The following is a 26,367-nucleotide window of genomic DNA, read 5'->3' on the forward strand; positions in this document are numbered from 1 at the left end:
TCCCCCAGCCCCGGGGACAGTCCCCCGACCACCGGGGACAGTCCCCTAGTCGAATTGATGGCGATAGCAGGGCGGCGAGGCGGGCTCCCTGTCCGCCAGATCCTCCTCGCGCAGGGCGAACAGGATGCGTTCCTTGAGAAGCGGCAACGGCGAGGCGTCGATATCGCGCTCGGCGGTGAGCAGCGTAAGCGCTCCTCGGTAACGGACCTGGCGCATCAGGGGCAATAATCGCTCGGGATGGTCGCGCAGCTCGCCGCGGTAGCGAGCGGCGAACACACCCTCGCTGATTTCGCCTAGCTGATACTGGCGGCGCAGTGCCGGGCTGGGCGAGGCATCGCGGTACCAGTCGTCGAGCACGAGCTCCTCGCGGGAGCGGGCCCGGGGCCAGAGTCGATCCACCAGCACGCGGGCACCCTCGTTGGTCTCGGCGGGCTGGGCGAGGCCCTTGATGGCGATGCGATAGCTCAAATTCATTCCTCCTCGGTAAGGCGCTCCAGGGCCTCGCGGCCGTGCTCCTGCCAGGGGCCGGGAAGTGCCGCGGCACGGGTCAGGGCCTCGTGGGCCGCGTCTCTGCGGCCCGCGGCGGCCTGGGCGAGCCCCAGGTTGAGCCAGGCCGGTGCGAGTGTCTCATCCGCCGCCGTGGCATCACCGAAGGCGGTGATGGCTCCCTCAAGGTCGCCGCCGGCATGGCGGGCGTTGCCCAGGCCGAAATGGGCCATGGCGCGTTCGGGATGGCGGCGGGCGAGGGCCTCCCAGGCGGGGAGTGCCGCGGCGCTGCCGTTGACCGACTCGAAGTCGCCGATCGCCTGAAGCGCTGCCTCGGCGCCGATGCTGGCCGGCAGCTTGCCCGGGGGAAGCGCCACGAAGGCCCAGCGATCGCTGCGGGCCCAGGTGGCATCGAAGCGCTTGAAGGACTCCTCGCGCTTCGCCTCCATCCCGCTGTGCAGGATCACGGCCTCGTCCCGTAGATCGTAGCCGATGGCCACGGCGTAGTGCCACACGGGCCAGGCAGGCAGGGAGAGGTTCTGCATGACCACCACCGGATGGCCGGCGTCGAGCTCGGTTAATAGATCCTCGAAGCGGCCGTCGATGACGAAGGGGATGCGCCCGTGGCGGCGAACCGTGGCCAGCATCTCCGGCTGAACGCTACCCTCGCGCCCGGGGGTAAAGACCTGGGGAATCAGGGTGTCGACATCGGTATCGACCCCCTGGTACTGCAGCGCCATGGCCAGGGAGGCCGGCCCACACTGATAGTCGCGCTGGCCATGGAAGGGAACATCGCCGATCAGCATGCGCGGGGCCACCGCGCTGCGAGTGGCGTCATCGAGGCGCGGCGTGGCCGCGCAGCCGGCGAGGAGACAAAGCAGCGCCACCAACGCAAGAACGCCCGCGGGGCGGGCGTTCCTGTGGCTGGCCGGCTGCCGCCGGGGGCAGTCGATCATGCTCTTACCTATCAACCTGTCACCTATCAACGCGTGAAGGGGAAGACGTTGGTCAGGCCGAGGATATCGGTCACCAACAGGATCACGAAGACGGCGAACAGCGCGCCGACCACGCTGGCGCCCGCGGGCATCTGATCGAGGCGATCGGCCATCTGGGCGGCCTCGGCGTCGGAGAGCGCGGCGACGCGCGCCTCGACCTCGGCGGGGTCCACGCCCTGGGCGACCAGCTGTTCGCGCACGTCCTCCCGGGCCAGCACGTCATGAATGCGTTCGCGATCGGACTGGGCACCCTGTGCGGCGAGGGCATCCTGGGTGGTGATCATGCCGCTGGCGGGGGCGGGAGCCGCGACGACCGGCAGGCTGCCCAGCATCAAGGCGGCGATCAGCAGCGGGCTGAGATAGCGGCAGAGTTTCTTCATCATGTGAGTGTTCCTTTTCTTCGTGTGGGCTTCCGGCTCCTGGATGATCCACGCGTCGCGTCCGGCGAGTCTGTGGCGTCACGATGAGTCTCGCCCAGTATAGAATGAAATGGTGTTCGATTTCATGCCCTTGCTGTTTAAGGGCGGGGCTATCGCAGATAGCTATTTTGGTTTCAGTAACCGCGATAGCCCTGTGTTCAAGAGTCAGTTGATACGGTAGGAGGAGGGCAGCTCGGCCAGCAGGCCGCGGCCGCCGGCCAGGGTCAGTGCCAGGTCGTGGAGGCCGTCCTGCAGGGGCAGGGCGGCGGCGCCCTTGATGGAGAGGTCCAGGCGCTGGGCGAACATCAACAGCTTGTGCAGCCGCTTGACCGGCAGCCGAGCGAGTGCCTGCTGATAGGCGGGCCGTCGCTTCTCGAAGATGGACGGCTTCTGCGCCTTGCAGGCGTGCTCGAAGCTCTGGCCCTGGTCGAGGTGCTGGTGCAGGGAGAGCAAAGTGCGCAACTCCCGGGTCAGGGCCCACAGCACGATGGGTGGCTCCACGCCTTCGCCGGCCAGGCCGGCCATGATGCGGGCCACCCGGGAACGCTCGCCCTTGAGGCAGGCGTCCACCAGGGTGAAGACGTCGAAGCGCGCGCTGTCTTCCACCCCGCCGGCGACGTCGCGGGGCGAGACCCGGGCCCCGGCGGGCAGCAGCAGGGCCAGTTTCTGCAGCTCCTGGTCGGCGGCCAGCAGGTTGCCCTCGGTGCGCTCGCCCAGCAGCCGGGCGGCGTCGATGTCGAGATTGAGGCCATGACGGCCGGCGCGGTCGCGCAGCCAGAACCCCAGCCGCGAGGCGTCCACGGGCCATACCGGCACGAAGAGGCCCGCCTTGTCCAGGGCCTGGAACCAGGCGCTCTTCTGCTGGCGGAAGTCGAGCTTGCCCATGGCCAGCAGCAGCATGTTGTCGCTGCCCTTCATCTCGTCGGCATAGGCCCTCAGGGCCTTGGTGCCTTCCTGGCCGAGATTGCTGCCCGACAGGCGCAGCTCGATCAGCTTGGCGCTGGCGAACAGCGACATGCTGGCCGAGGCCTCGTGGAGGCGGCCCCAGGCGAAGTTGCCCTCGACGTGGAGAATCTCGCGCTCTTCGATTCCGCGTTCGCGGGCCGCGGCGCGCACGGCGTCGCAGGCTTCGCCATGCTGCAGCGGTTCCTCGCCGGCCACGATCACCACCGGCGGCAGCTTCCTGGCCAGGGCGTCGGCCAGCTTGTCAGGAAAGACTTTCAACGAGGGTATCCTTTACCAAAGGGGCTGATCCGAGGACAGGCCCCGAAGTGTCGGACCATCGAGGAGGCGCTGTGAACCCCTCCCTGGGCGCTACCGATGCCCTGCTTCGCTCTCGCATCCTGCTCCGCTTGCAGGACCGGTGCTGGCCATCCATGGCCAGCCCGTTCGAAGCAGTGCTTCTCACCCTTGGCATAGGACCTCCTCTTCGACCTGTCCTCGGCGCCCCTTTTCCGGTATCTCAAGTTTTGAAATTTATAATGAGCGCAGGCGTTCGATGAGCTGGCGGGCGGCCTCTTCGCGCAGGGCCTCGCGGGCATCGTCACGGTTTTGCTCACGGCCGAGCAGGTCGCCATCATCCACGCTGTAGCGGCGGCTGACCTCCAGGCGTTGCTGGTCGAGCAGGTAGGCGCCGTCGGCGCGCTGCACCGAGAAGGGGGCAGCGAGTTCCATCACCTCGTCACGCGGCCCCGAATCCAGCACGCCGACGTTGCGCTGGCGAATGTCGGGACGGCCCAGGTTGAGGATCAGCCCGGCGTCGTCATGCACCCGGGTGCCGGCGTCGGTCAGGCGCTGCCTGGCCAGCCTTGCCAGGTCGCTGTCGGGCCCCGCCAGGGCGAGCTCGCTCACCGGTGCCGATGGGGCGTCCAGGCCGCGCAGGCGAAAGCCACAGCCGGTGAGGGCCAGGCCGGCGGTGCCGGCCAGGCCCAGGGTGAGAAAAGTGCGTCGCTGCATGCGTTACTCCCTTTAGCCCACCACGATGTTGACCAGCTTGCCCGGCACCACGATCACCTTGCGGACCGTCTTGCCATCGGTGTGGCGCTGGACATTCTCGGAGGCGAAGGCCGCGGCCTCGGCGGTGGCCTTGTCGGCATCGGCGGGTATCTCGATGCGCGAGCGCAGCTTGCCGTTGACCTGTACCACCAGCTCGATGGTGTCACGGGTCAGGGCGCTTTCATCGAGTGCCGGCCAGCGGGCGTCGATCACCGGTTCCGCATGGCCCAGTGCCGACCACAGCGCATGGCAGGCATGGGGGATGATGGGGGCGAGCAGCAGCACGCAGGCCTCCACGGCCTCGCGCGCCACGGCCAGGTCCCGGGGCGTCGGCGAGGCGTTCTGCTTGTGGAACTGGCCGATGCCGTTGGTCAGCTCCATCACCGCGGCGATGGCGGTGTTGAAGGTGGTGCGCCGGCCGATATCGTCGCCGGCCTTCTTGATGGTCTCGTGGGTCTTGCGCCGCAGTTCGCGCTGGGCGTCGTCGAGGTCGGCCGCGTCCAGCTCGCCGGGCTGGCCCTCCTCCAGGTGTTCGCCGACCAGGCGCCACAGGCGCTTCAGGAAGCGGTGGGCCCCCTCGACGCCGGCATCGGACCATTCCAGGGACTGCTCCGGCGGGGCGGCGAACATCATGAACAGGCGCACGGTGTCGGCGCCGAAGCGCTCGATCATCGACTGGGGGTCGACGCCGTTGTTCTTCGACTTGGACATCTTCTCGATGCCGCCCATCTCCACCGGCTGTCCGTCCTCGAGCAGCACGGCGCTGACCGGGCGGCCCTTGTCGTCGCGCTTGACCTCGACGTCGGCGGGGTTGAACCACAGCTTGGCGCCGTTATCGGCTTCCCGGTAATAGGTCTCGGCGATCACCATGCCCTGGGTCAGCAGGCGCTGGAAGGGCTCGTCGACGTTGACCAGGCCGAAGTCGCGCATCAGCTTGGTGAAGAAGCGCGCGTAGAGCAGGTGCAGGATGGCGTGCTCGATGCCGCCGATGTAGAGGTCGACCGGCAGCCAGTGATTGGCCCGCTCGTCGAGCATCGCCTCGGCGTTGTCGGCGCAGCAGAAGCGCGCGAAGTACCAGGAGGATTCCATGAAGGTGTCGAAGGTGTCGGTCTCGCGCGTCCAGCCGTCGCCCAGGTCGGAGAACGCCGGCATGCGCTTCAGCGGCGAGCCGGTGGCATCCACGGTGACATCCATGGGCAGCGCCACGGGCAGCTCCTCATCGGAGAGCGGCACCGTCTGGCCCTCGGGGCCGTACTTCACGGGAATCGGCGCGCCCCAGTAGCGCTGGCGGGCCACGCCCCAGTCGCGCAGGCGGTAGTTGGTCTTGACCTCACCGCGGCCGAGTTCGGTCAGCCTGGCGGCGATGGCATCGAAGGCGGCCTCGAAGTCCAGGCCGTCGAACTCGCCGGAGTTGATCAGGGTGCCGTGCTCGTCGTGGGCGCCGGCCGAGAGATCCGGCGCCTGGCCGTTCTCGGCGGCGATCACCGGCTCGATGGGAATGCCGTATTTGGTGGCGAACTCCCAGTCGCGCTGGTCATGGGCGGGCACCGCCATGACCGCACCGGTGCCGAACTCCATCAGCACGAAGTTGGCCACATAGACCGGCACCTCGCGGCCGCTGAGCGGGTGCACCGCCAGATGGCCGGTGGGCATGCCCTTCTTCTCGCGAGTGGCGAGCTCGGCCTCGGAGGTGCCGCCCCGGGCGCACTCTTCGCGGAAGGCGGCCAGTTCGGCGTTGGTCTCGGCGGCCTGCCGGGCCAGCGGGTGATCGGCGGCCACCGCCACATAGGTTACCCCCAGCAGGGTATCGGGGCGTGTGGTATAGACCGACAGCGGCTCCCGGGCAGCCCCATCGGCGGACGTGATATCAAACGTCAGCTCCACGCCACGGGACTTGCCGATCCAGTTGCGCTGCATGGTCTTGACCTGCTCGGGCCACTCGATGTGATCGAGGTCTTCCAGCAGCTCTTCGGCATAGTCGGTGATGCGCAGGAACCACAGCGGGATTTCCTTGCGCTCCACCAGGGCGCCGGAGCGCCAGCCGCGCCCGTCGATCACCTGCTCGTTGGCCAGCACCGTCTGATCCACCGGGTCCCAGTTCACCGTGGACATCTTCTTGTAGACCAGCCCCTTTTCCACCAGCTTGGCGAAGAACCACTGCTCCCACCGGTAGTAGTCCAGGTCGCAGGTGGAGAACTCGCGGCTCCAGTCATAGGCAAAGCCCAGGGCCTTGAGCTGCTGGCGCATGTAGTCGATGTTGGCGTAGGTCCATTCCGCCGGGGGGACCTGGTTCTGGATGGCGGCATTTTCGGCCGGCATGCCGAAGGCGTCCCAGCCCATGGGCTGCAGCACGTTCCTGCCCTGCATGCGTTGATAGCGGGAGATCACGTCGCCGATGGTGTAGTTGCGCACATGCCCCATGTGTAGCTTGCCGCTGGGGTAGGGGAACATCGACAGGCAGTAGAACTTCTCGCGGCTGGCGTCCTCTACCGCCTGGAAGCATTGGTTCTTTTCCCAGTACTGCTGGGCGTCGCGTTCGATCTCTTGGGGCTTGTACTGTGCGTCCATCGCGGTCAACGAATACCTTGGCTGTCGGTTCGGCGCGCCGGCGGCGCACGCTCGAATGGCTTGTCCCGCGTCACGTTGCCTGTGCATCCTGATGACAAGGCGTTGAACTGACGGCGGGAAGTCGTCTAAATGGTTGACAGAGGATACCCTAGCACGACGTCGCCCGGCTACGTTGGGACCCGGCGTTTGCCCATTCGCATACCGAGGAGAGCACCATGAGTGAATCACACAAGGAACACGAGGAGCACCGGCTGCGGGAAGGCTATGAACGTATGCTGGATCGGCTGCGGGAGGGGGCCAGCGAGCTGACCTGGGAGAACCTGCAGCAGGACCTGGATGATGCCGTGGCGTTCGAATCCGAACTCGAGGAGTTCACCAAGGACGAGCTCTCGCTGCTGCGCGCCTGGGTGGAGCGCGACCTCAAGGACATGCGGCGCTACCTGAGCGCCGGGGGCGAGGGGGTGGCGACCTGGCTGGGCATCGACCTCTCGGCGCTGTCGCGGCAGGTGAGCGAGTCGCTGCTCTCCATTGCCGATCGCAGCGTGGTGGAGCGCGAGCGCTTCGAGGAGGAGCTCGAGGCGGCCCGCGCCGACTACTGCGAAGGCGAAATGGCAGTCCCCGGCTGGCTGGCCTGTGTGCACTGTGATGCCGAGGTGAACCTGCCGGAGCTCACGCGCATCGAGCCCTGCCACCAATGTGGTCACCGCTTCTTCCGGCGCATCTCTCGGTAGGCCCGGTCACAGCCAGGCATCCAGCAACACGATGCCTGCCACCACCAGCACGGAGAGCGCGGCGCCATAGCCCAGGTTATGGCGCGACAGCCGGGCGCCGCTGATGCCGTAGCGGCCCTGCAGCGACAGGTTGATGCCCGAGAGGGGCCCCACCGCGGTGCCCACCGCCCAGGCGGTGAGGGCGACGAAGGCGAACAGCGTCTGGCGCTCGCCGCCTAGCTCGAGCATCGAGGCGAGCACCGATACGCCGATGATCGGGTGTAGCCCGGCCGCCGCGCTGGCCACGATGGTCAGGAAGCTGGCGATGGCCTGGGGGGCGGCAAAGTGCTCGAACAACCGCCAGTCGCTGCCGGTGGCGGCCATGACGAAGGTCGAGAGCCCCTGGGTCAGCAGCCCCGCACACAGGAAGAGCGAGACCTCGCCGCGCATGGCCGGCAGTCGCCCCAGCGCATGCTGGCGCACCCGCCGCAGGGTCCAGCGAGGGCCGTGGCGAAGATTGATCGCCAGCGCCACGCCGGGCAGCAGGAAGGTGATGATGCTGACGATGGAGAGCCCGGGCGTCAGGCCGAAGTGGAACAGCATCACCAGGCTCGCCATGACCACGGGCAACAGCAGGCTCCTCGGCGACAGCGAGAAGCCCGCCACCCGGCTCAGATCGAAGCGCCGCGACAGGTCGAACAGCGACAGGGAGCCGGCGGCCAGCCCCAGGGGCAGGCCGAAGGCCAGGACGGTGGCATAGTTCATCTGCGGCGCCAGGGTCATCACCACCCCCATGGAGGCGAAGAAGGGCGACCACAGCGCGGCGCTGGAGAGGCCCCGGTTGAGCGCCAGCAGCTGGGGCAGCGAGAGTTCGCCGTGGCGGCGCAGGCGGTCGCCGACCATGAACACCGTGGACAGGTTGAGGATGGCGCCGAGCAGATGCACCCCGAGCCAGGTGCCGGCGGTGCCGCGGGGCCCCGTCACCGCGCTGCCGGGCGGTGGCGAATGCCCCTGGCGGGTGCCGACCAGGCCGATGAAGCTGACGCCGACCAGCATGGCCACCACGTAGCTGTTGCCATCCAGCAGGTGTATCCAGGCGACCTCGGCATCGTAAAACAGCGCGGCCGCCAGCAGCAGGGCGAGGCCGAGCCCGGCCAGGACGACTGCCTGGCGGCGGTTGCTGCGCTTCATGTCCGGCCACAGCAGGCCAACCGCCAGCCAGAAGGCAACGCTGACCGCGGGCAGCATCACGGGAAGCCCGGCCAGGCGCATGACCTGCAGGACCAGGCCGGTGAGTATCAGGCCGCCGGCCAGGACGTGGCGACGCGGGGTCGCATTATTCATCGGCATGCCAGCCGTGTTTCGCCTCGGGTTCACGCGCCGCGTCCAGCTGCTCGAGCATGGCGCGGGTGGCATTGGACAGGGTTCGGTTGCGGTGCACCAGGTAGCCCAGTGGCCGCTGGATCGGCGGATGATCGATGCGTAGTTCGTGGAGCTCGTCGGCTCCGTCGGCCAACAGCCGTTCCGGGAGCAGGCTCCAGCCCAGCCCGATGGCGGTCATCATCTTAAGGGTCTCCAGGTAGTTGGTGGAGAGCGCCACCGGCAGGCGCAGGCCGGCGGCCTCGAAGCGCTCCTCGATCAGGTCGCGGGTAAAGGTCAGGGGGCCGGGCAGCACGGCGTCGAAGTCGCACAGCTCGTCGAGCGCCAGGTGCCGGCGCCGGGCCAGGGGGTGGTCGTGGGCGCAGACGAAGCAGAGGCGATCCACCCACAGCGGCACGACCCTGAGCTGGGCGTCCGGGTGGGGGGCCAGGGTGACCACGGCGATCTCCACGGAGCCGTCCAGCACCCCCTGATACGCCTGTTCGGAGTCGAGGAAGTGCAGGTCCAGGCGCACGTCGGGGTGGGTCCGGGTGTAGGACTTCAGCAGCGGCGGCAGGCGATGCAGGCCGATATGGTGGCTGGTGGCCAGGGTGAGGCGGCCACCCACGGCGCCGGCGAGATTGCCCAGCGCACGCCGGCTGTCGTTGACCATCACCAGGATCTCCCGGGCGCGGGGCAGCAGCACGCGCCCGGCCTCGGTGAGGGTGACGCGCCGGCCGATGCGGTCGAACAATCGCGCATCGGTCTGGGCCTCGAGCACGGCGATGCGCTTGCTGACCGCCGGCTGGGTCAGGTGCAGCTGTTCCGCGGCGCGGGAGAAGCTGCCGCTATCGGCCACGGCGAGGAAGGCCTGCAGACTCTGGGTATCCACGCTACCTCCATCTCGAATTCCATTCAGGAATGCATTACATAAATAACATGAATTGATTTTATGGGCGAGGGGCGGGAGACTGATCCTAAAGCGCCAAGACTCGCGAGAAGGGACGGTCCCCAGCGAGAAGGGACAGTCCCCCAGCGAGAAGAGCGAGAAGGGACTCAGCGAGAAGGGACTGTCCCCGGCAGTGGTGCCGATGCTGACGGCGAGCATAAACACCGACTTGGTGGCTTGGCCGGGGACAGTCCCTATTGGCTAGTGCCACCTATAGAAGCGGCGTCGGGGGCAGACCGTAAAGGAGGTCCTACGCCAAGGGTGAGAAGCATTGCTTCGAACGGGCTGGCCATGGATGGCCAGCACCGGACCTGCAAGCGGAGCAGGATGCGAGAGCGAAGCAGGGCGTCGGTAGCGTACAGGGACGTATTTACAGCGCCTCCTTGGAGGTCTGCCCCCGAGAAAGCCGCGGTGGTGGCGCAAGAAAGCCGCACTGGTGGCGCAGTTTCAAGACCGGACATGATAAGCAGGGCTCCAAAGCCCGGGAGAAACGATATGGCAGGCCAGACACTCTACGACAAGTTGTGGTCGCAGCACCTCGTCAAGGAGCGCGACGACGGCACCGCATTGATCTACATCGACCGTCAGCTGCTCCACGAGGTGACCTCGCCCCAGGCCTTCGAGGGCCTGCGGCTGGCAAATCGCCGGCCGTGGCGCATCGACGCCAACCTGGCGACGCCGGATCACAACGTGCCGACCACCCTCAAGGAACGCGCCGAGGGCAATGCCGGCATCAAGGACCCGGTGTCGCTGATTCAGGTGCAGACCCTCGATGACAACTGCGGCGAGTTCGGCATCGAGGAGTTCAAGATCAACGACCCCCGCCAGGGGATCGTCCACGTGGTGGGGCCGGAGCAGGGTGCCACCCTGCCGGGCATGACCGTGGTCTGCGGGGACTCCCATACCGCCACCCACGGCGCCTTCGGTGCCCTGGCCCACGGTATCGGCACCTCCGAGGTCGAGCACGTGCTCGCCACCCAGTGCCTGCTGGCCCAGAAGATGAAGAACATGCAGGTGCGCGTCGAGGGGGATCTCGGCACCGGCATCACCGCCAAGGACGTGGTGCTGGCCATCATCGGCCGCATCGGCACCGCCGGCGGCACCGGCTATGCCATCGAGTTTGCCGGCAGCGCCATCGAGGGTCTCTCCATGGAGGGGCGCATGACGGTGTGCAACATGGCCATCGAGGCCGGTGCCCGGGTCGGCCTGATCGCCGTCGACGACACCACCATCGACTACCTGCGCGAGCGCCACTATGCCCCGACGGGCGAGCAGTGGGAGGCCGCCGTCGCCGACTGGCGCGACCTCGTCTCGGACCCGGGTGCCGAGTTCGACAAGGTGGTGACCCTGGAGGCCGCCGAGATCGAGCCCCAGGTCAGCTGGGGCACCAGCCCCGAGATGGTCACCGGCATCTCCGGCGAGGTGCCCGACCCGGCGAAGCAGGGCGACGATACCCTGCGCAGCGGCTATACCCGTGCGCTGGAGTACATGGGGCTCGCGCCGCGCCAGAAGATCACCGATATCCGCCTCGACAAGGTGTTTATCGGCTCCTGCACCAACTCGCGCATCGAGGACTTGCGCGAGGCCGCCGAGGTAGCCCGCGGCAAGAAGGTCGCCGACTCCATCAAGCTGGCCATGGTGGTGCCAGGCTCCGGCCTGGTGAAGCGCCAGGCCGAGGTGGAAGGGCTCGACAGGGTCTTCATCGAGGCGGGCTTCGAATGGCGCGAGCCGGGCTGCTCCATGTGCCTGGCGATGAATGCCGACAAGCTGGGTGCCGGCGAGCATTGCGCCTCCACCTCCAACCGCAACTTCGAGGGACGCCAGGGCTACGGCGGGCGTACCCATCTGGTGAGCCCGGCCATGGCCGCCGCCGCCGCCATCGCCGGTCACTTCGTGGATGTCCGTGGATTCGACAACGGTGGCGCCGCCAACGACGACGCCCGGGCGCAGGAGGCCTGAATCATGAACAAGTTCGAACGCACCACCGGCATCGTCGCGCCCCTCGATCGGGCCAACGTCGATACCGACCTGATCATTCCCAAGCAGTTTCTGAAGTCGATCAAGCGCACCGGGTTCGGCGTCAACCTGTTCGACGAGCTGCGCTATCTCGACGAGGGCTATCCCGGCCAGGACTGCTCCCGGCGCCCGCTGAATCCCGACTTCGTGCTGAATCAACCGCGCTATCAAGACGCCAGCGTGCTGCTGGCGCGGCGCAACTTCGGCTGCGGCAGCTCCCGGGAGCACGCCCCCTGGGCGCTGGAAGACTTCGGCTTCCGGGTGGTGATCGCCCCGAGCTTCGCCGATATCTTCTACAACAACGCCTTCAAGAACGGCCTGCTGCTGGTGACCCTGCCCGAGGAGACGGTGGAGCGCCTGTTCCAGGAGGTCGAGGCCAGCGAAGGCTATGCCCTGGACGTGGACCTGGCGAGCCAGCGCATCATCACGCCCTCGGGCGAGATCATCGAGTTCGAAGTGGACGCCTTCCGCAAGCAGTGCCTGCTCGAAGGCCTCGACGATATCGGCATCACCCTGAAGGACGAGGATGCCATTCGCGCCTTCGAGGCGAAGCATCGTGAAGCGCGTCCGTGGCTGTTTCGCGACTCTGCCTAAAAGGGGCCAAAGGGGACAGTCCCCCTCCCGCAGGGGACAGTCCCCCTAACCCCGGGGACAGTCCCCATACTGCCCGGGGACAGTCCCCCTCAGGGAAATCATTTACAGCGCCTCCTCGCAGGGTTTTCGCCGGAACAGCCCCGTCCCGGAGGTGGACCATACAAGGAAACAAAGATGACGCAGAAGATTCTGGTATTGCCCGGCGATGGTATCGGCCCCGAGATCACCGCCCAGGCGAGTCGTGTCCTGGCGGCCTGTCAGGCCCGGGGCCTGGACGTGGAGGTCGAGGAGGGGCTGCTGGGTGGCAGCGCCTATGATGTCCACGGCGAGCCGCTGCCCGCCGAGACCCTGGAGAAGGCCAGGGCCGCCCGGGGCATCCTGCTCGGCGCCGTCGGTGGCCCCCGGTGGGACAAGATCGAGGACCTCGCCAAGCGCCCCGAGAAGGGCCTGCTCGGCGTGCGCAAGGAGCTGGGCCTGTTCGGCAACCTGCGCCCGGCCATCACCTATCCCCAGCTGGCCGAGGCGTCGAGCCTGAAGCCCGAGCTGGTCGCCGGCCTGGATATCATGATCGTGCGCGAACTGACCGGCGGCATCTACTTCGGTCAGCCCCGCGGGGTCGAGGAGCGCGACGGGCAGCGCGTGGGCTTCAACACCTATGTGTATTCCGAGAGCGAGATCGAGCGCATCGGCCGGGTGGCCTTCGAGATGGCCCAGAAGCGCAACAAGACGCTCTGCTCCGTGGACAAGGCCAATGTGCTCGAGGTCACCATCCTGTGGCGCGAGGTGATGGAGCGGCTGGCGCCGGAGTACCCGGACGTCGAGCTCTCCCATATGTACGTCGATAATGCCGCCATGCAGCTGGTGCGCGCGCCCAAGCAGTTCGACGTGGTGGTCACCGGCAACATGTTCGGGGATATCCTTTCCGACGCCGCCGCCATGCTGACCGGTTCCATCGGCATGCTGCCCTCCGCCTCGCTCAACGAGTCCGGCCAGGGCATGTACGAGCCCTGCCACGGCAGCGCCCCGGACATCGCCGGCCAGAATATCGCCAACCCCCTGGCGACCATCCTCTCGGTGGCCATGATGCTGCGCTACTCCCTGGACGCGCCGGCCCTTGCCGAGCGCATCGAGGCCGCCGTGGGCAGGGTGCTGGATGATGGCCTGCGGACCGCGGATATCGCCTCCGACGGCACCCGCACCGTCTCCACCCGCGAGATGGGTGACGCCGTGCTGGCCGCCTTCGAGGCGCTCTGAGATAGCCTGAGCCATTCCCGGGCCCGCCTGCGAGCTGGGCCCGCTTTCTGTATAATGATCCCCACATTCGATTTCTGGAGGACTTCAACATGTTGACAGTCGGTTTTGTCGGTTGGCGCGGCATGGTGGGCTCGGTACTCATGCAGCGCATGGTCGAGGACGGTGATTTCAAGGGCATCGAGCCGGTCTTCTTTACCACCTCCCAGGTCGGCCAGGCCGGTCCGGATGTGGGCGTGGACGTGCCGCCGCTCAAGGATGCCTTCGACCTCGACGCGCTCAAGGCGCTGGATGTGATCGTCACCTGCCAGGGCGGCGATTACACCGAGAAGGTCTATGCCGATCTGCGCCAGGGCGGCTGGAAGGGATACTGGGTCGATGCCGCCAGCACCCTGCGCATGGCGGATGACGCCACCGTCGTGCTGGACCCGGTCAACCGTCACGTCATCGATGCCCAGCTGGCCAGGGGCGCCAAGACCTTCGTCGGCGGCAACTGCACCGTCAGCCTGATGCTGATGGGCCTCGGGGGCCTGTTCGAGGCCGACCTGATCGAGTGGATGACCTCCATGACCTATCAGGCGGCCTCGGGTTCCGGCGCCAAGCACATGCGTGAGCTGCTCAACCAGATGGGCGGCCTGCGCGACAGCGTGTCGGCTGAGCTGGCGGACCCGGGCAGTGCCATCCTCGATATCGATCGCCGGGTGACCGCGGCGATGCGCTCCGGGGACTTCCCCACCGACAACTTCGGTGCGCCCCTGGCCGGCAGCCTGCTGCCCTGGATCGACAGCAAGCTCGACAACGGCCAGAGCCGCGAGGAGTGGAAGGGCTCCGTGGAGACCAACAAGATCCTCGGCCTCCAGGACAATCCCATTCCCATCGATGGGCTCTGCGTGCGTATCGGTGCCATGCGCTCCCACAGCCAGGCCTTCACCATCAAGCTGAAGAAGGACGTGCCCCTGGACGAGATCGAGGACCGTCTCGCCAAGCACAACGACTGGGCCAAGGTCGTGCCCAACGAGAAGGAGGCGACCCTTCGTGACCTGACGCCCTCGGCCGTGACCGGCACCCTGGGTGTACCGGTGGGGCGCCTGCGCAAGCTGGCCATGGGCGGCGAATACCTCTCCGCCTTCAGCGTGGGTGACCAGCTGCTGTGGGGGGCCGCCGAGCCGCTCAAGCGGATGCTGATGATCCTCAAGCAGCAGTGATCGCGTCGCGGCATCGCTAGCGACTTGAAAGCGGGGCGTCTCGAAGGAGGCGCCCCGTTCCTTTAGGGTTTCCTTCCCGCCTCATCATGCGGATAATGGGGACTTTCCGTCAGCGTCGGCGGCTCGTGACCGGGCCCTGGCGCGACTCAGACGACCGGATGCCCGATTACCGCATGACCCTCTTTCAACGCCTCGATGAACGCACCCCCATGACCGGCCGCCTGGCCATGGGCGTGGAGTATGACGGCAGCGCCTACTGCGGCTGGCAGCGCCTCAAGCACTCCGCCTCGGTCCAGGCCTCGCTGGAGGATGCACTGTCGAAGGTGGCGAGCCATAAGGTGACGATCCACGCCAGTGGACGCACCGATTCGGGCGTTCACGCCACGCGCCAGATCCTTCATTTCGATCCGCCGGTGCCACGTTCCCAGAAGGCCTGGGTGTTCGGCGCCAATGCCAACCTGCCCCGCGATGTCGCCGTGCGCTGGGTCACCGAGGTGCCCGACGAGTTTCATTCGCGCTTCATGGCCCTGGCGCGACGCTATCGCTATGTGCTGCTCAATCAGCCGAGCCGGCCGGTACTCGAGCGTGCCAACGTGACCTGGTGCCGGGATTCCCTGGATGCCGATGCCATGCATCGCGCCGCCCAGGTCCTGGTGGGCGAGCATGACTTCTCCAGCTTCCGTGCCGCCGGCTGTCAGTCGCAGACGCCCTGGCGCCACCTGCATTTCATCGAAGTCCATCGCCACGGCCCGCTGGTGGTCATCGATGTGCAGGGCAATGCCTTCCTGCATCACATGATCCGCAATATCGCCGGCGCCCTGATCACGGTGGGGCGGGGCGAGCGGGGCGACGATTACCTGGCCGAGCTGATGGCCCTCAGGGATCGCTCCCTGGCCGATGTGACCGCGCCGGCCAGCGGCCTGCACTTCGTGGATTCCCTCTACGACGAGCGGTGGGGCCTGCCCCGGGAGCCGCTGGGCCCCAATCTCCTGGCGTTTCTGGGGGAGTGGACCGGCGAGCGAGCGCTGCCGGACTGCCCCATGGTGGCGTCTCGCCGCGGTCGGCCAGGGGTCGTCGACCGGGAGGCCACATGAGGCGCCGGACCCGGGTGAAGTTCTGCGGCCTGACCCGCCCGGCGGATGTGGACGCCGCCGTGGCGGCGGGGGTCGACGCCCTGGGCTTCGTGCTCTGGCCCGGCAGCAGGCGCGTCGTGGACGAGGCGCGCCTGGCCGAGCTCGCCGCCCGGGTGCCGGCCTTCGTCACGCGGGTGGGGCTGTTCGTGGATGCCGAGCCGGCGTGGGTGGCCCGCTGCGCCCCTCATCTCGACCTGCTGCAGTACCATGGCAATGAATCCCCCGCGACCTGTGCCGCCGGGCCGGGCCCCTGGATCAAGGCGCTGCGCATGCGCGACGGCCTCGACCTCGCCGCCGCCGCCGACGCCTACCGGGGCGCGCAGGCGCTTCTGCTGGATGCCTACCGGCCGGGCGTGCCGGGGGGCACCGGCGAGACCTTCGACTGGTCGCGGATCCCCGCAAGCCTGAAAAAACCTGTTATCCTCGCCGGAGGCCTGAGCGCGGCCAATGCGGCCGCGGCCATCACGGCGGTCGCGCCCTTCGCGCTGGACGTTTCCGGCGGTATCGAGGCCGCGCCGGGCATCAAGGATGCCTCGCGCATGGCGGCCTTCATGGCCGCGGTGAACGACGGCGATAGCCGTGCCTGATCGGCAGCGCGCCGAACTGCCGACTACCAAGTCCCTGTAACCTTAAGCCCCTGTAACCCAAAGCCCAATGGCGACCTGTGAGGTGTCTTTCGTGAGCAAGTTCAGTGACCTGACCCGACTGCCGGATGCCCGCGGCCACTTCGGCCCCTATGGCGGCCGGTTCGTCTCGGAGACCCTGAGCTTCGCCCTGGACGAGCTGGAGAAGACCTACCTGAGTCTTCGCGATGATCCGGACTTCCAGGCGGAATTCGACTATGACCTGGCCCATTATGTGGGTCGGCCTTCACCGCTCTATCATGCCGAGCGGTGGTCGAAACGGCTCGGCGGGGCACAGATCTGGCTCAAGCGCGAAGACCTCAACCACACCGGCGCCCACAAGGTGAACAACACCATCGGCCAGGCGCTGCTGGCGAAGAAGAGCGGCAAGCCGCGGGTCATCGCCGAGACCGGTGCCGGCCAGCACGGCGTGGCCACCGCCACGGTGGCGGCGAGGCTGGGGCTCGAGTGTGATGTCTACATGGGGGCCGCGGACGTGCAGCGCCAGAAGCTCAACGTCTACCGCATGCGCCTGCTGGGGGCCAATGTCATCCCGGTCACCTCCGGCACGCAAACCCTGAAGGACGCCATGAACGAGGCGCTGCGCGACTGGGTCACCAACGTTGACAACACCTTCTACATCATCGGTACCGTGGCCGGCCCGCATCCCTATCCGATGCTGGTGCGCGACTTCAACGCCGTGGTGGGTCGCGAGGCGCGCCGGCAGTCCTTCGAGGAATTCGGGGCCCTGCCCGACGCGCTGGTCGCCTGCGTGGGCGGTGGGTCCAATGCCATGGGGCTCTTCTATCCCTTCGTGGAGGACGATGATGTCGTCATGTACGGCGTCGAGGCCGGTGGCGACGGCGTCGAGACCGGCCGCCATGCGGCACCGCTCTCCTCGGGGGCGCCGCGCGGCGTGCTCCACGGTAACCGCACCTACCTGATGTCCGATGAGGGCGGCCAGGTGTCCGATACCCATTCCATCTCGGCGGGCCTCGACTACCCGGGGGTGGGTCCCGAGCACGCCCTCTGGAAGGACCTCGGTCGCGTCAACTATGTGGCCGCCAACGACACCCAGGTGCTCGAGGCATTCCGCGAGCTGACCCACGTCGAGGGCATCATGCCGGCCCTGGAGTCCGCCCACGCCCTGGCCTACGCCAAGACGCTGGCACCTACCCTGCGTCCCGATCAGAATATCGTCGTCAACCTCTCCGGGCGCGGTGACAAGGACATCATGACGGTGGCAAACCTCGACGGGATCGAATTCTAGATGACGGCCCAGACCATGAATCGTATCGACCAATGCTTCGCTAATCTCAAGTCCCAGGGTCGCCGTGCGCTGATTCCCTTTATCACCGCCGGCGATCCGGGGCCCGAGTATACCGTGGGCTTCATGCACGCCCTGGTGGAGGCGGGTGCCGACGTCCTCGAGCTGGGGGTGCCGTTCTCCGACCCCATGGCCGACGGCCCGGTGATTCAGAAGGCCTGCGAGCGGGCGCTCAAGCGCGGGGTGCGCCTGTCGCACCTGTTCGAGATGGTGCACGAGTTTCGCCAGACCGATACCGACACGCCGGTGGTGCTGATGGGCTACCTGAACCCCATGGAGCGTATCGGGCTCGAGGCCTTCACCGAGCAGGCCGCGGCGGCCGGCATCGATGGTGTGCTGGCCGTGGACATGCCCCCGGAAGAGGCCGAGGAGCTCGGCCCGCTGCTCGAGTCCCGCGGGCTCGCCTCCATCTTCCTGGTGGCCCCTACCACGTCCGAGGAGCGGGCCGCTACCATATGCGCCCATGGCCAGGGGTATCTCTACTACGTTTCCCTGAAGGGCGTCACCGGTACCGCCACCCTGGATGCGGCGGATGTGTCCGCGCATCTGGCGCCGCTGCGGGGCATGACCGACCTGCCGCTGTGCGTGGGCTTCGGCATCCGTGACGGCGCCTCCGCCGCCGAGGTGGGCAAGGTGGCCGACGGGGTCATCGTCGGCTCGGCGCTGGTCAGTCGCATCGCCGCGAATACCGAGACACCCGAGGCGATTCCCGGCGAGCTCAAGGCGGTGCTGGGCGAGATGCGCCAGGCCCTGGACGCCTTGAGCGATTGAGCCTCGCGAAATGAATCGATCCAGGCGCCCGGGTGAGTCGGGCGCCGACACGAACACGGACCCTTTCTGACATGAGCTGGCTAGACAAGATCGTGCCCTCCATCGGGCGTATCCAGCGGCACGACCGCCGCGCAACCGTCCCCGACGGCCTGTGGCGCAAGTGTCCCAAATGCGAGTCGGTGCTCTATCTTCCCGAACTCGAGAAGCAGCACAGCGTCTGCCCCAAGTGTGATCATCACCTGCGCCTGACCGCCCGCAAGCGGCTGGACTGGTTCCTCGACAGGGGGGAGCGCGAAGAGATCGCCGCCGAGGTCGAGCCCGTCGACCGCCTCAAATTCCGCGACTCCAAGAAGTACAAGGATCGCCTGGTGGCAGCCCAGAAGGCGACCGGCGAGAAGGATGCCCTGGTCGCCATGCGTGGCACCCTGGATGGCTTGCCGGTGATCACCGTGGCCTTCGAGTTTTCCTTCATGGGGGGCTCCATGGGGGCGGTGGTCGGCGAGAAGTTCGTACGCGCCGCGACGCTTGCCCTCGAGGAGAACCTTCCGCTGGTCTGCTTCGCCGCGTCGGGGGGCGCACGCATGCAGGAGGCGCTGTTCTCGCTGATGCAGATGGCCAAGACCTCGGCGGCGCTGGAGAAGCTCAAGGAAGCCGGCGTGCCCTATATCTCGGTGTTGACCGACCCCGTCTTCGGCGGTGTCTCGGCCTCCTTGGCCATGCTGGGCGACCTCAACGTGGCCGAGCCCAATGCCCTGATCGGTTTCGCCGGCCCCCGGGTCATCGAGCAGACGGTGCGCGAGAAGCTGCCGGAAGGCTTCCAGCGCAGCGAGTTCCTCCTCGAGCACGGCACCGTGGACATGATCGTGCACCGTCGCGAGATCCGCGATCGTCTGGGGCGCGTGCTGCGCAAGCTGACCCATCAGCCCGCCATCGGGGAGGCCGAACCGGCCGTGGTCCCGGTGCCTGACCTGGTCGAGGCGGCGGAGCAGGAGGCCGCGCCGGCGGGGGGCGAGCCCACCGTCGCCGAGCCCACCACGGCCGAGCCTGCCGCCGAATCACCCGCCAGCGGGCCCGAGGACGCCGAGCCAGATGCCGGTGCCGAGGACGAGGCCGCAGCGGGCGACGACGCCCCCGATGACGAGCGGCGCTGAGCGCGCCATGAGCGAGTCGCCGCTGCCTACCACGTTGGACGCCTGGCTGGCGCGTCTCGAGGCCGCCCATCCCGTGGGAATCGATCTTGGCCTGGCGCGCGTGGCCGAGGTCGCCCGACGCCTGGCGCTATTCGCCCGGCCCCTGGCCGGGCGGGTGATCAGCGTGGCCGGCACCAATGGCAAGGGGTCCACGGTGGCCATGCTGGAGGCGCTGGCGCATGCCCATGGCCTGACCACGGCGACCTACACCTCGCCGCATCTGGTTCGCTACAACGAGCGGCTGCGCCTCGACGGCGAGGAAGCCGACGACGCGACGCTGATCGATGGCTTCCGGGCGGTGGATCGCGCGCGCCAGGCCGGCGAGCCCATCAGCCTGACCTACTTCGAGGTGGGCACCCTGGCCGCGTTCTGGGCCATCTCCCGTCGCCCCCGTGATCTCGCCATTCTCGAGGTAGGCCTCGGCGGGCGCCTCGACGCGGTGAATATCATCGACCCCGATGTGGCGGTGGTGACCACCGTGGCCCAGGACCATGCCGCCTTTCTGGGCACCGACCTGGCGCAGATCGGCCGCGAGAAGGCCGGCATCATGCGCCCCGGCCGCCCCGCGGTACTGGGCAGTCGAACGCTGCCGGCGAGTGTTCGCGAGGTGGCCGATAGCCTCGGCGCCCGCGTTCATGCGCTGGGCGAGGCGTTTATTCGCGAGGATCGGGATCAGGGGTGGCGCTGGAGGGGGGGCTCTCCGGGGTCCGACCCCAAGGAGGACGAGGCCGCGGTTATCCTGGGCGACCTGCCGGATCCCGGCTTGCCGCTGGATAACGCCGCCACCGCGCTCCAGGCGTTGTCCCTGTCCGGCGTGACCCTCGATATCGACGCCTGCCGCCGGGCGCTGGCCCGTGTCCGGCTGCCCGGACGCATGCAGTGGCGGGGCCAGTGGTGCCTGGATGTCGGCCATAATCCCCATGCGGCCGCGTATCTGGCGGGCCGGTTGCGGGACCGGCCCTGTCGGGGGCGCACCCTGGCGCTGCTGGCGATGCAGGGTGACAAGGATGCCGATGGCGTGATCGCCGCGCTGGCGCCGGCGGTGGATGGCTGGGTGACCGCGGGGCTCGAGGGCGAGCGTGGGCGCAGCGCCGAGGACCTGGGCCGGCGCCTCGACGGACGGGGTGAGCATGTCCTGCACCGCGCCGCATCGCCCGCCGCCGCGGCCGACTGGCTGGCCCCGCGGCTGGGCGCCGAGGACCGAGTACTGGTGTGTGGCTCCTTCCTCACGGTAGGAGCGGTATTGCAGTGGCTGGCGGGCCCCGTCCAATCGGGTCAGACTGATACGGATGCGAGCTCCAGGGAGGTAGCCCCGTGAAGTACGGTATGCGAGAGCGCCTTAGCGGCGCGATTATCCTGATCGCCCTCGCGGTGATCTTCGTCCCTATGCTGTTCGATGAGCCGTCGCCGCGGGAGGATCGTCCCGAGCCCTCGCTGAGCATCGATGCCCCCATCGATGTCGAGCGCCATGATGTGGCCGAACCGACGCCCCCGGCCTCGCTGGCCGGGACGGATTCAGGCGGCGAGGTGCCCGAACCCTCGCCGCAACTCTCATCCGGGGACGCGGCGTCCGGTCAGGGAGCGAGTTCGCCCCAGGCCGACTCGGCCGAGGCGCAAGGCGAGGCGGCAGGGCCGTTGACCGACACCGAGCCTGCCGACCCCATCGCCGACCTGGCACAGGCGGCCGACAAGCGCCTCGCCGAGAGCGAAAGCGAGAACGAGAACGAAAGCGCATCCGCGGCGTCATCCGCCGGTGCCGGTGAAGTGGAGCCCGCCGTCGAGGCAGGCGACTGGGCCGTTCAGGTGGGCAGCTTCGGTGAGCCGGCCAACGTCGAGCGCCTGCTGACACGGCTGCGCGACGAGGGCTTCAGCGCCTATAGTCGCCCCCGGGGCAACGATCTCACCACCGTCTATGTGGGGCCCTTCGGCGGCTCCGAGGCAGGCGAGCGGGCGGTCGCCGAGGTCAAGGCGCGCATCAACCTCCAGGGCCTGCTGGTGCGGGTAAAGGATTGACATGACGCTTACCTGGCTCGACTGGATCTTCGTCGCCCTGCTGGCGGTGACCGGCATCACCGGCCTGCTGCGTGGCCTGGTGCGCGAGGCCCTGGGCCTGGCTGCCTGGATCGTCGCCCTGCTGGCGGCGCGGGTGCTGGCCCAGCCGGTGGCCGACCTGATGGTCGGGATGATCGACAGCGCCGATGGGCGCCTGGTGCTGGCCTTCGTGCTGGTGGTCCTCGGCGTGGTGCTGGTCTGCGGCATCGTCATCCGCCTGCTGCAGGCCGCCGTGGAGTGGGTCGGCATGGGGCTGGTCAACCGCCTGCTGGGTGCCGCCTTCGGGATGGCCAAGGGAGCCGCCATCCTGGTGCTGGTGACCATCGTGATCGGCCTGACGCCACTGGCCAGGCTCGAGGCCTGGCAGGGCGCGGTATTGCGCCCGCATCTCGAGCAGCTGCGGGACTGGGCCGTCAGCCATGTCGAGGCCTGGGATGGCCGGATTCCCGAGCCGCCGGCGTCGCTGGATGCACTGTCTTCGCCCCCCGAGAGTTGATTTTCCCGCGGCGGCCCGCATGGCCCTCCGCGGTTCTGTATAGCAGTTACCCGTCCAGGACTATTGCAGTCACACCCGTCAAGGGGCGCCGGCTTGCCGCCAGACCCGCCTGCAATAGCCTGGTTACCAGTAGTCAAGGCAAGTCCAGGAAAGCGAGGTAAGGTGGAATGTGCGGTATTGTGGGCCTGATGGCCAAGCAGGCGGTGAACCAGGGCATCTATGACGCCCTGACGGTGCTACAGCATCGCGGACAGGACGCCGCCGGCATGATGACCTGGCATGAGGGCCGCTTTTTGCTGCGCAAGAGCAATGGACTGGTGCGCGACGTCTTCCATACCCGCCATATGGCACGCCTCCAGGGGCGTCTGGGCATCGGCCATGTTCGCTATCCCACGGCCGGGTCCTCCAGCGAGGCGGAATCCCAGCCGTTCTACGTCAACTCCCCCTACGGTATCGCGCTTGCCCACAACGGCAATCTGACGAATTCCGACCAGCTCAAGCAGGAGCTGTTCTCTTCCGATCTGCGCCATATCAATACCAGCTCCGACTCCGAGGTGCTGCTCAATGTCTTCGCCCACGAGCTGGGCAAGCAGGGGCTGCATCTCACCCCCGGCGACGTCTTCGACGCCGTGCGTCGCGTCCATCGTCGCTGCCAGGGAGGCTATGCGGCGGTGGCGGTGATCAACGGGGTGGGGCTGGTGGCCTTCCGCGACCCTCACGGGATTCGCCCGGTGGTGTTCGGCACACGGGACGAGGGCGACGGTCAGGAGGTGATGATCGCCTCCGAGTCGGTGGCCCTGGATGTGGGGGGCTTCGAGCTGCATCGCGACCTGGCGCCGGGCGAGGCGATTTTCGTCGACATGCAGGGCGAGATTCACACCCAGCAGTGTGCGGATGCCCCGCGGCTGACCTCCTGCATCTTCGAGCACGTCTACCTGGCGCGCCCCGACTCCATTCTCGACGGCGCCTATGTCTACGGCACGCGCATGCAGATGGGGCGCAAGCTGGGGGATCGCATCCAGGGCGAGTGGCCGGAGCACGATATCGATGTGGTGATACCGATCCCCGACACCTCGCGGACCTCGGCGCTGGAGCTTGCCCAGCACCTGGGGGTGACCTACCGCGAGGGGTTCATGAAGAATCGCTATATTGGCCGCACCTTCATCATGCCGGGTCAGACCCAGCGCAAGAAGTCGGTGCGCCAGAAACTCAATGCCATCGGTGTGGAATTCAAGGGCAAGAACGTGCTGCTGGTGGATGACTCCATCGTGCGCGGCACCACCTGCAAGCAGATCATCCAGATGGCTCGCGAGGCGGGAGCACGCAAGGTGTATTTTGCCTCGGCCGCGCCGCCGGTGCGCTACCCCAACGTCTATGGCATCGACATGCCGGCGGCAGACGAGCTGATCGCCCATGGGCGCAGCGAGGCCGAAGTGGGGGAGCTGATCGGCGCCGACCGCATCTTCTATCAGGACCTGGATGACTTGAAGGCCGCCTGTCGGGAGGTCAACCCGGCCCTTGAAGCCTTCGACTGCTCGGTGTTCGACGGCAACTACGTGACCGGGGATATCGATGCCGCCTACCTGGCGGCCCTCGAGGCCTCGCGCAGCGACGACGCCAAGGAGCAGAGTGCCGGGGATCACGCCCTGGTAGGCACCCATAACCTTGATGACGATATCGACCACTGAGGCTGACCCCATGCATGACGAATACGAGGCGGCATCGACCTGGGCGCGGGAGACCCAGGCGATCCGCGCCGGCCACCAGCGTACCGGGGAGCAGGAGCACGGCGAGCCCATCTTCCCGACCTCGAGCTTTGTCTATGGCAGCGCCGCCGAGGCCGCGCGCAAGTTCAACGGGGAAGAGCCCGGCAATGTCTACTCGCGCTTCACCAACCCCACGGTACGCACCTTCGAGCACCGCCTGGCGGCGCTCGAGGGGGGCGAGCGCTGTGTGGCGACGAGTTCGGGCATGTCGGCGATCCTCTCCACGGCCCTGGCGCTGCTCTCGGCCGGCGACGAGATCGTGGCCTCGCGCTCGCTGTTCGGTTCCACGGTGAGCCTGTTCGACAAGTATCTGGGCAAGCTGGGTATCACCACCCGCTATGTGGAGCTCTCGGACCTCGAGGCCTGGGAGGCGGCGATCACGCCGGCGACGCGTCTGCTGTTCGCCGAGACGCCCTCCAACCCCCTCTCCGAGGTGGTGGATATCGCCGCGCTGGCCGATATCGCCCATCGTCACGGGGCGCTGCTGGCCATCGACAACTGCTTTCTGACCCCCGCGCTGCAGCGGCCCCTGGAACTGGGCGCCGACCTGGTGATTCACTCCGCCACCAAGTATCTGGATGGCCAGGGCAGGGCGATCGGGGGGGCCGTGGTGGGGCGCAACGCGGAGCTCGAGGAAGTGTTCGGCGTGGTCCGCACCTGCGGTCCCTGCATGAGTCCCTTCAACGCCTGGATCTTCACCAAGGGCCTCGAGACCCTAGAGCTGCGCATGCGCGCCCACTGCCAGAATGCCCAGGCGCTGGCCGAGTGGCTGGCCGCGCACCCCGGGGTGAGTCGCGTGCATTACAGCGGCCTCGCCGGCCATGCGCAGCATGCCCTGGCCGCACGCCAGCAGGACGGTTTCGGCGCGGTGCTGGGGATCGAGGTGGTGGGGGGGCGCGAGGCGGCCTGGTCGGTGATCGATGCGACCCGCCTGCTCTCCATCACCGGCAACCTGGGGGATGTCAAGAGCACCATTACCCATCCTGCCACCACCACCCATGGGCGCCTCTCCGATGCCCAGAAGGCGGCGGCGGGTATCACCGAGGGACTGATTCGTGTGGCGGTGGGGCTCGAGGCCCTGGATGATATTCGCAACGACCTGGCCCGGGGGCTCGACGCCCTGGTCTGACTTTTTCGAATGCAGCATTTGGCTTTATTCAGCGGACTCGTTCGCTGGAGTCGGGTAGGCTAGGTCGCATCGAAATCGAGTCGGGAGGCATCATGTGGCGTAATACCCACGACGGCTGGGGGATGATCAGCATCCTGCTGCACTGGGTCCTGGCGGTTGTCATCATCGGCCTGTTTATTCTGGGCTGGTGGATGACCGGGCTGGGCTACTACGACCCCTGGTATAACCTGGGGCCCTGGTGGCATCGGTCGCTGGGCATGCTGGTGCTCTTCGCGACCCTGTTGCGCCTGGTCTGGCGCCTGATCAATCCCACCCCGGTGGCACTGGGCCACCCGCTCGAGCGCCTGGCGGCGCACCTGGGGCATATCGCACTCTATGGCCTGATGCTGGTAGTGTTGGTCAGCGGTTACCTGATCTCCACCGCCGACGGCAAGGGCATCGCGGTGTTCGGCGCCTTCACGGTGCCGGCGGTGATCAGCGGTCTACCCAATCAGGCCAGCGTGGCCGGTGTGGTGCACTGGTATGCCGCCCTGGTGCTGATGATCCTGTCCGCCGGCCATGGCGCCGCGGCACTCAAACACCATCTTGTCGACCGAAATTCGGTCCTCAAGCGAATGCTCGATCCCCGGGTGAGCCGGCGCTGACCGTTTTCCCGACTGCCTTTCCCCGCTTCGTCATCGAACTGCGTATCCACAGGAGATAACCGACATGCTGAAGAAGACCGCCATTGCCGCCGCCCTGAGCACGACGGCCCTGATGGGCATCGACCAGGCCCAGGCCGCCGACTACACCATCGACAGCGAAGGCCAGCATGCCTTCATCCAGTTCAAGATCAGTCATCTGGGCTTCTCCTATATTCTCGGCAGCTTCGAGACCTTCAGCGGCAGCTTCCAGTACGACCCTGAGAACCTGGAAGCGGCAAGCGCCGAACTCGAGGTTGATGTCGACAGCTTGAATACCAATCACGCCGAGCGTGACAAGCACATCAAGAGCGACGACTTCCTCGACGCCGGCGAGTATCCCACCGCCACCTTCAGCTCCACCGGCTTCGAGCCGACCGGAGACAACGAGGGCGTGCTGAGCGGCGAACTGACCCTGCACGGCGAGACCCAACAGATCGACATGCCGGTCACCCTGCTGGGTGAGGGTGATGACCCCTGGGGTGGCTACCGTGCCGGCTTCGAGGGCAGCACGACCCTGGCGCTTGCCGACTATGGCATCGACCTGGGGGACTTCCCCGAGGTGATGCATGAGCTGGAGCTCTATGTCACCTTCGAGGGCATCCGCCAGTAAGGCAATCTCCCCCCAGTAAACCTGTGAACACCCCCGCCCA

At 67.4% G+C, this 26,367-nt stretch carries 25 protein-coding genes; 17 read left to right on the plus strand and 8 right to left on the minus strand.

Annotated elements, in window-relative coordinates; translation table 11 throughout:
* Positions 1 to 45: 45 nt before the first annotated feature.
* The 6 genes from Q358_RS18250 to leuS all read right to left on the minus strand — a co-directional run bounded on the left by Q358_RS18250 (position 46) and on the right by leuS (position 6,463).
* Complete coding sequence (locus Q358_RS18250; protein WP_425402551.1) at positions 46 to 474, minus strand: DUF488 domain-containing protein; 429 nt, start codon at positions 472 to 474, stop codon at positions 46 to 48.
* Entirely contained in the window at positions 471 to 1,442 is a 972-nt protein-coding gene (locus tag Q358_RS0110985) for a PA2778 family cysteine peptidase (protein WP_051530332.1), read from the minus strand. Before Q358_RS0110985 ends, Q358_RS18250 begins: the two co-directional genes overlap by 4 nt.
* A 26-nt stretch (positions 1,443 to 1,468) precedes the next feature.
* A complete protein-coding gene (locus tag Q358_RS0110990; protein WP_027962066.1) occupies positions 1,469 to 1,861 on the minus strand; it encodes a PA2779 family protein in 393 nt (130 codons plus the stop codon).
* A gap of 204 nt (positions 1,862 to 2,065) precedes the next feature.
* Positions 2,066 to 3,124 (minus strand): DNA polymerase III subunit delta, encoded by a 1,059-nt coding sequence (gene holA / locus Q358_RS0110995; RefSeq protein ID WP_027962067.1) that lies wholly within the window; start codon positions 3,122 to 3,124, stop codon positions 2,066 to 2,068.
* 252 nt (positions 3,125 to 3,376) lie between these two features.
* Positions 3,377 to 3,856 carry an LPS-assembly lipoprotein LptE gene (locus tag Q358_RS0111000; RefSeq protein ID WP_027962068.1) on the minus strand — a complete coding sequence of 160 codons (480 nt, stop codon included), beginning with the start codon at positions 3,854 to 3,856 and terminating at the stop codon, positions 3,377 to 3,379.
* Between the two features lie 12 nt (positions 3,857 to 3,868).
* Positions 3,869 to 6,463, minus strand: a complete 2,595-nt coding sequence (gene leuS / locus Q358_RS0111005) for a leucine--tRNA ligase (RefSeq protein WP_027962069.1) — start codon at positions 6,461 to 6,463, stop codon at positions 3,869 to 3,871.
* Positions 6,464 to 6,678: 215 nt separating this feature from the next.
* Between leuS and Q358_RS0111010 the strand changes: the two genes are divergently transcribed.
* Entirely contained in the window at positions 6,679 to 7,194 is a 516-nt protein-coding gene (locus Q358_RS0111010; protein ID WP_027962070.1) for a zinc ribbon-containing protein, read from the plus strand.
* A 6-nt stretch (positions 7,195 to 7,200) separates the two neighbouring features.
* On the opposite strand, the gene Q358_RS0111015 is transcribed toward Q358_RS0111010, so the two are convergent.
* Both Q358_RS0111015 and Q358_RS17265 read right to left on the minus strand, forming a co-directional pair.
* Positions 7,201 to 8,517, minus strand: a complete 1,317-nt coding sequence (locus Q358_RS0111015) for a hypothetical protein (protein WP_027962071.1) — start codon at positions 8,515 to 8,517, stop codon at positions 7,201 to 7,203.
* On the minus strand, positions 8,510 to 9,424 hold the full coding sequence (locus Q358_RS17265; RefSeq protein WP_043488152.1) for a LysR family transcriptional regulator: 915 nt from the start codon (positions 9,422 to 9,424) through the stop codon (positions 8,510 to 8,512). Before Q358_RS17265 ends, Q358_RS0111015 begins: the two co-directional genes overlap by 8 nt.
* Before the next feature lie 552 nt (positions 9,425 to 9,976).
* Between Q358_RS17265 and leuC the strand changes: the two genes are divergently transcribed.
* The 16 genes from leuC to Q358_RS0111105 all read left to right on the plus strand — a co-directional run bounded on the left by leuC (position 9,977) and on the right by Q358_RS0111105 (position 26,327).
* On the plus strand, positions 9,977 to 11,440 hold the full coding sequence (gene leuC, locus Q358_RS0111030) for a 3-isopropylmalate dehydratase large subunit (RefSeq protein WP_027962073.1): 1,464 nt from the start codon (positions 9,977 to 9,979) through the stop codon (positions 11,438 to 11,440).
* 3 nt (positions 11,441 to 11,443) lie between these two features.
* Positions 11,444 to 12,091 carry a 3-isopropylmalate dehydratase small subunit gene (gene leuD, locus Q358_RS0111035; protein ID WP_027962074.1) on the plus strand — a complete coding sequence of 216 codons (648 nt, stop codon included), beginning with the start codon at positions 11,444 to 11,446 and terminating at the stop codon, positions 12,089 to 12,091.
* A 174-nt stretch (positions 12,092 to 12,265) separates the two neighbouring features.
* Entirely contained in the window at positions 12,266 to 13,345 is a 1,080-nt protein-coding gene (leuB, locus tag Q358_RS0111040) for a 3-isopropylmalate dehydrogenase (RefSeq protein WP_027962075.1), read from the plus strand.
* A gap of 89 nt (positions 13,346 to 13,434) precedes the next feature.
* Complete coding sequence (gene asd, locus Q358_RS0111045) at positions 13,435 to 14,547, plus strand: aspartate-semialdehyde dehydrogenase (RefSeq protein WP_027962076.1); 1,113 nt, start codon at positions 13,435 to 13,437, stop codon at positions 14,545 to 14,547.
* 173 nt (positions 14,548 to 14,720) lie between these two features.
* A complete protein-coding gene (truA, locus tag Q358_RS17270) occupies positions 14,721 to 15,641 on the plus strand; it encodes a tRNA pseudouridine(38-40) synthase TruA (protein ID WP_043488154.1) in 921 nt (306 codons plus the stop codon).
* The gene (locus Q358_RS0111055; RefSeq protein ID WP_027962077.1) at positions 15,638 to 16,267 is read left to right on the plus strand and encodes a phosphoribosylanthranilate isomerase; all 630 of its coding nucleotides are present in this window, start codon (positions 15,638 to 15,640) and stop codon (positions 16,265 to 16,267) included. The genes truA and Q358_RS0111055 overlap by 4 nt, the downstream gene beginning before the upstream one ends.
* A 67-nt stretch (positions 16,268 to 16,334) precedes the next feature.
* Positions 16,335 to 17,573 (plus strand): tryptophan synthase subunit beta, encoded by a 1,239-nt coding sequence (gene trpB / locus Q358_RS0111060; RefSeq protein ID WP_043488157.1) that lies wholly within the window; start codon positions 16,335 to 16,337, stop codon positions 17,571 to 17,573.
* Between the two features lie 15 nt (positions 17,574 to 17,588).
* The gene (gene trpA, locus Q358_RS0111065; protein ID WP_027962079.1) at positions 17,589 to 18,401 is read left to right on the plus strand and encodes a tryptophan synthase subunit alpha; all 813 of its coding nucleotides are present in this window, start codon (positions 17,589 to 17,591) and stop codon (positions 18,399 to 18,401) included.
* A gap of 71 nt (positions 18,402 to 18,472) precedes the next feature.
* Complete coding sequence (gene accD / locus Q358_RS0111070; protein WP_027962080.1) at positions 18,473 to 19,552, plus strand: acetyl-CoA carboxylase, carboxyltransferase subunit beta; 1,080 nt, start codon at positions 18,473 to 18,475, stop codon at positions 19,550 to 19,552.
* Complete coding sequence (folC, locus tag Q358_RS17275) at positions 19,536 to 20,909, plus strand: bifunctional tetrahydrofolate synthase/dihydrofolate synthase (RefSeq protein ID WP_245598312.1); 1,374 nt, start codon at positions 19,536 to 19,538, stop codon at positions 20,907 to 20,909. The genes accD and folC overlap by 17 nt, the downstream gene beginning before the upstream one ends.
* The gene (locus tag Q358_RS0111080; RefSeq protein WP_027962081.1) at positions 20,906 to 21,604 is read left to right on the plus strand and encodes an SPOR domain-containing protein; all 699 of its coding nucleotides are present in this window, start codon (positions 20,906 to 20,908) and stop codon (positions 21,602 to 21,604) included. The genes folC and Q358_RS0111080 overlap by 4 nt, the downstream gene beginning before the upstream one ends.
* Before the next feature lies 1 nt (position 21,605).
* On the plus strand, positions 21,606 to 22,139 hold the full coding sequence (locus Q358_RS0111085; protein WP_027962082.1) for a CvpA family protein: 534 nt from the start codon (positions 21,606 to 21,608) through the stop codon (positions 22,137 to 22,139).
* Between the two features lie 167 nt (positions 22,140 to 22,306).
* On the plus strand, positions 22,307 to 23,827 hold the full coding sequence (gene purF / locus Q358_RS0111090) for an amidophosphoribosyltransferase (protein WP_027962083.1): 1,521 nt from the start codon (positions 22,307 to 22,309) through the stop codon (positions 23,825 to 23,827).
* A 10-nt stretch (positions 23,828 to 23,837) separates the two neighbouring features.
* Positions 23,838 to 25,034 carry an O-succinylhomoserine sulfhydrylase gene (locus Q358_RS0111095; RefSeq protein WP_027962084.1) on the plus strand — a complete coding sequence of 399 codons (1,197 nt, stop codon included), beginning with the start codon at positions 23,838 to 23,840 and terminating at the stop codon, positions 25,032 to 25,034.
* A gap of 92 nt (positions 25,035 to 25,126) precedes the next feature.
* A complete protein-coding gene (locus tag Q358_RS0111100) occupies positions 25,127 to 25,678 on the plus strand; it encodes a cytochrome b (RefSeq protein WP_027962085.1) in 552 nt (183 codons plus the stop codon).
* Positions 25,679 to 25,742: 64 nt separating this feature from the next.
* Positions 25,743 to 26,327 carry a YceI family protein gene (locus Q358_RS0111105; RefSeq protein WP_027962086.1) on the plus strand — a complete coding sequence of 195 codons (585 nt, stop codon included), beginning with the start codon at positions 25,743 to 25,745 and terminating at the stop codon, positions 26,325 to 26,327.
* The last annotated feature ends 40 nt before the right edge of the window (positions 26,328 to 26,367 follow it).

Origin of the sequence: Halomonas halodenitrificans DSM 735 (assembly GCF_000620045.1) — a bacterium.
Taxonomy (GTDB): Bacteria; Pseudomonadota; Gammaproteobacteria; order Pseudomonadales; family Halomonadaceae; genus Halomonas; species Halomonas halodenitrificans.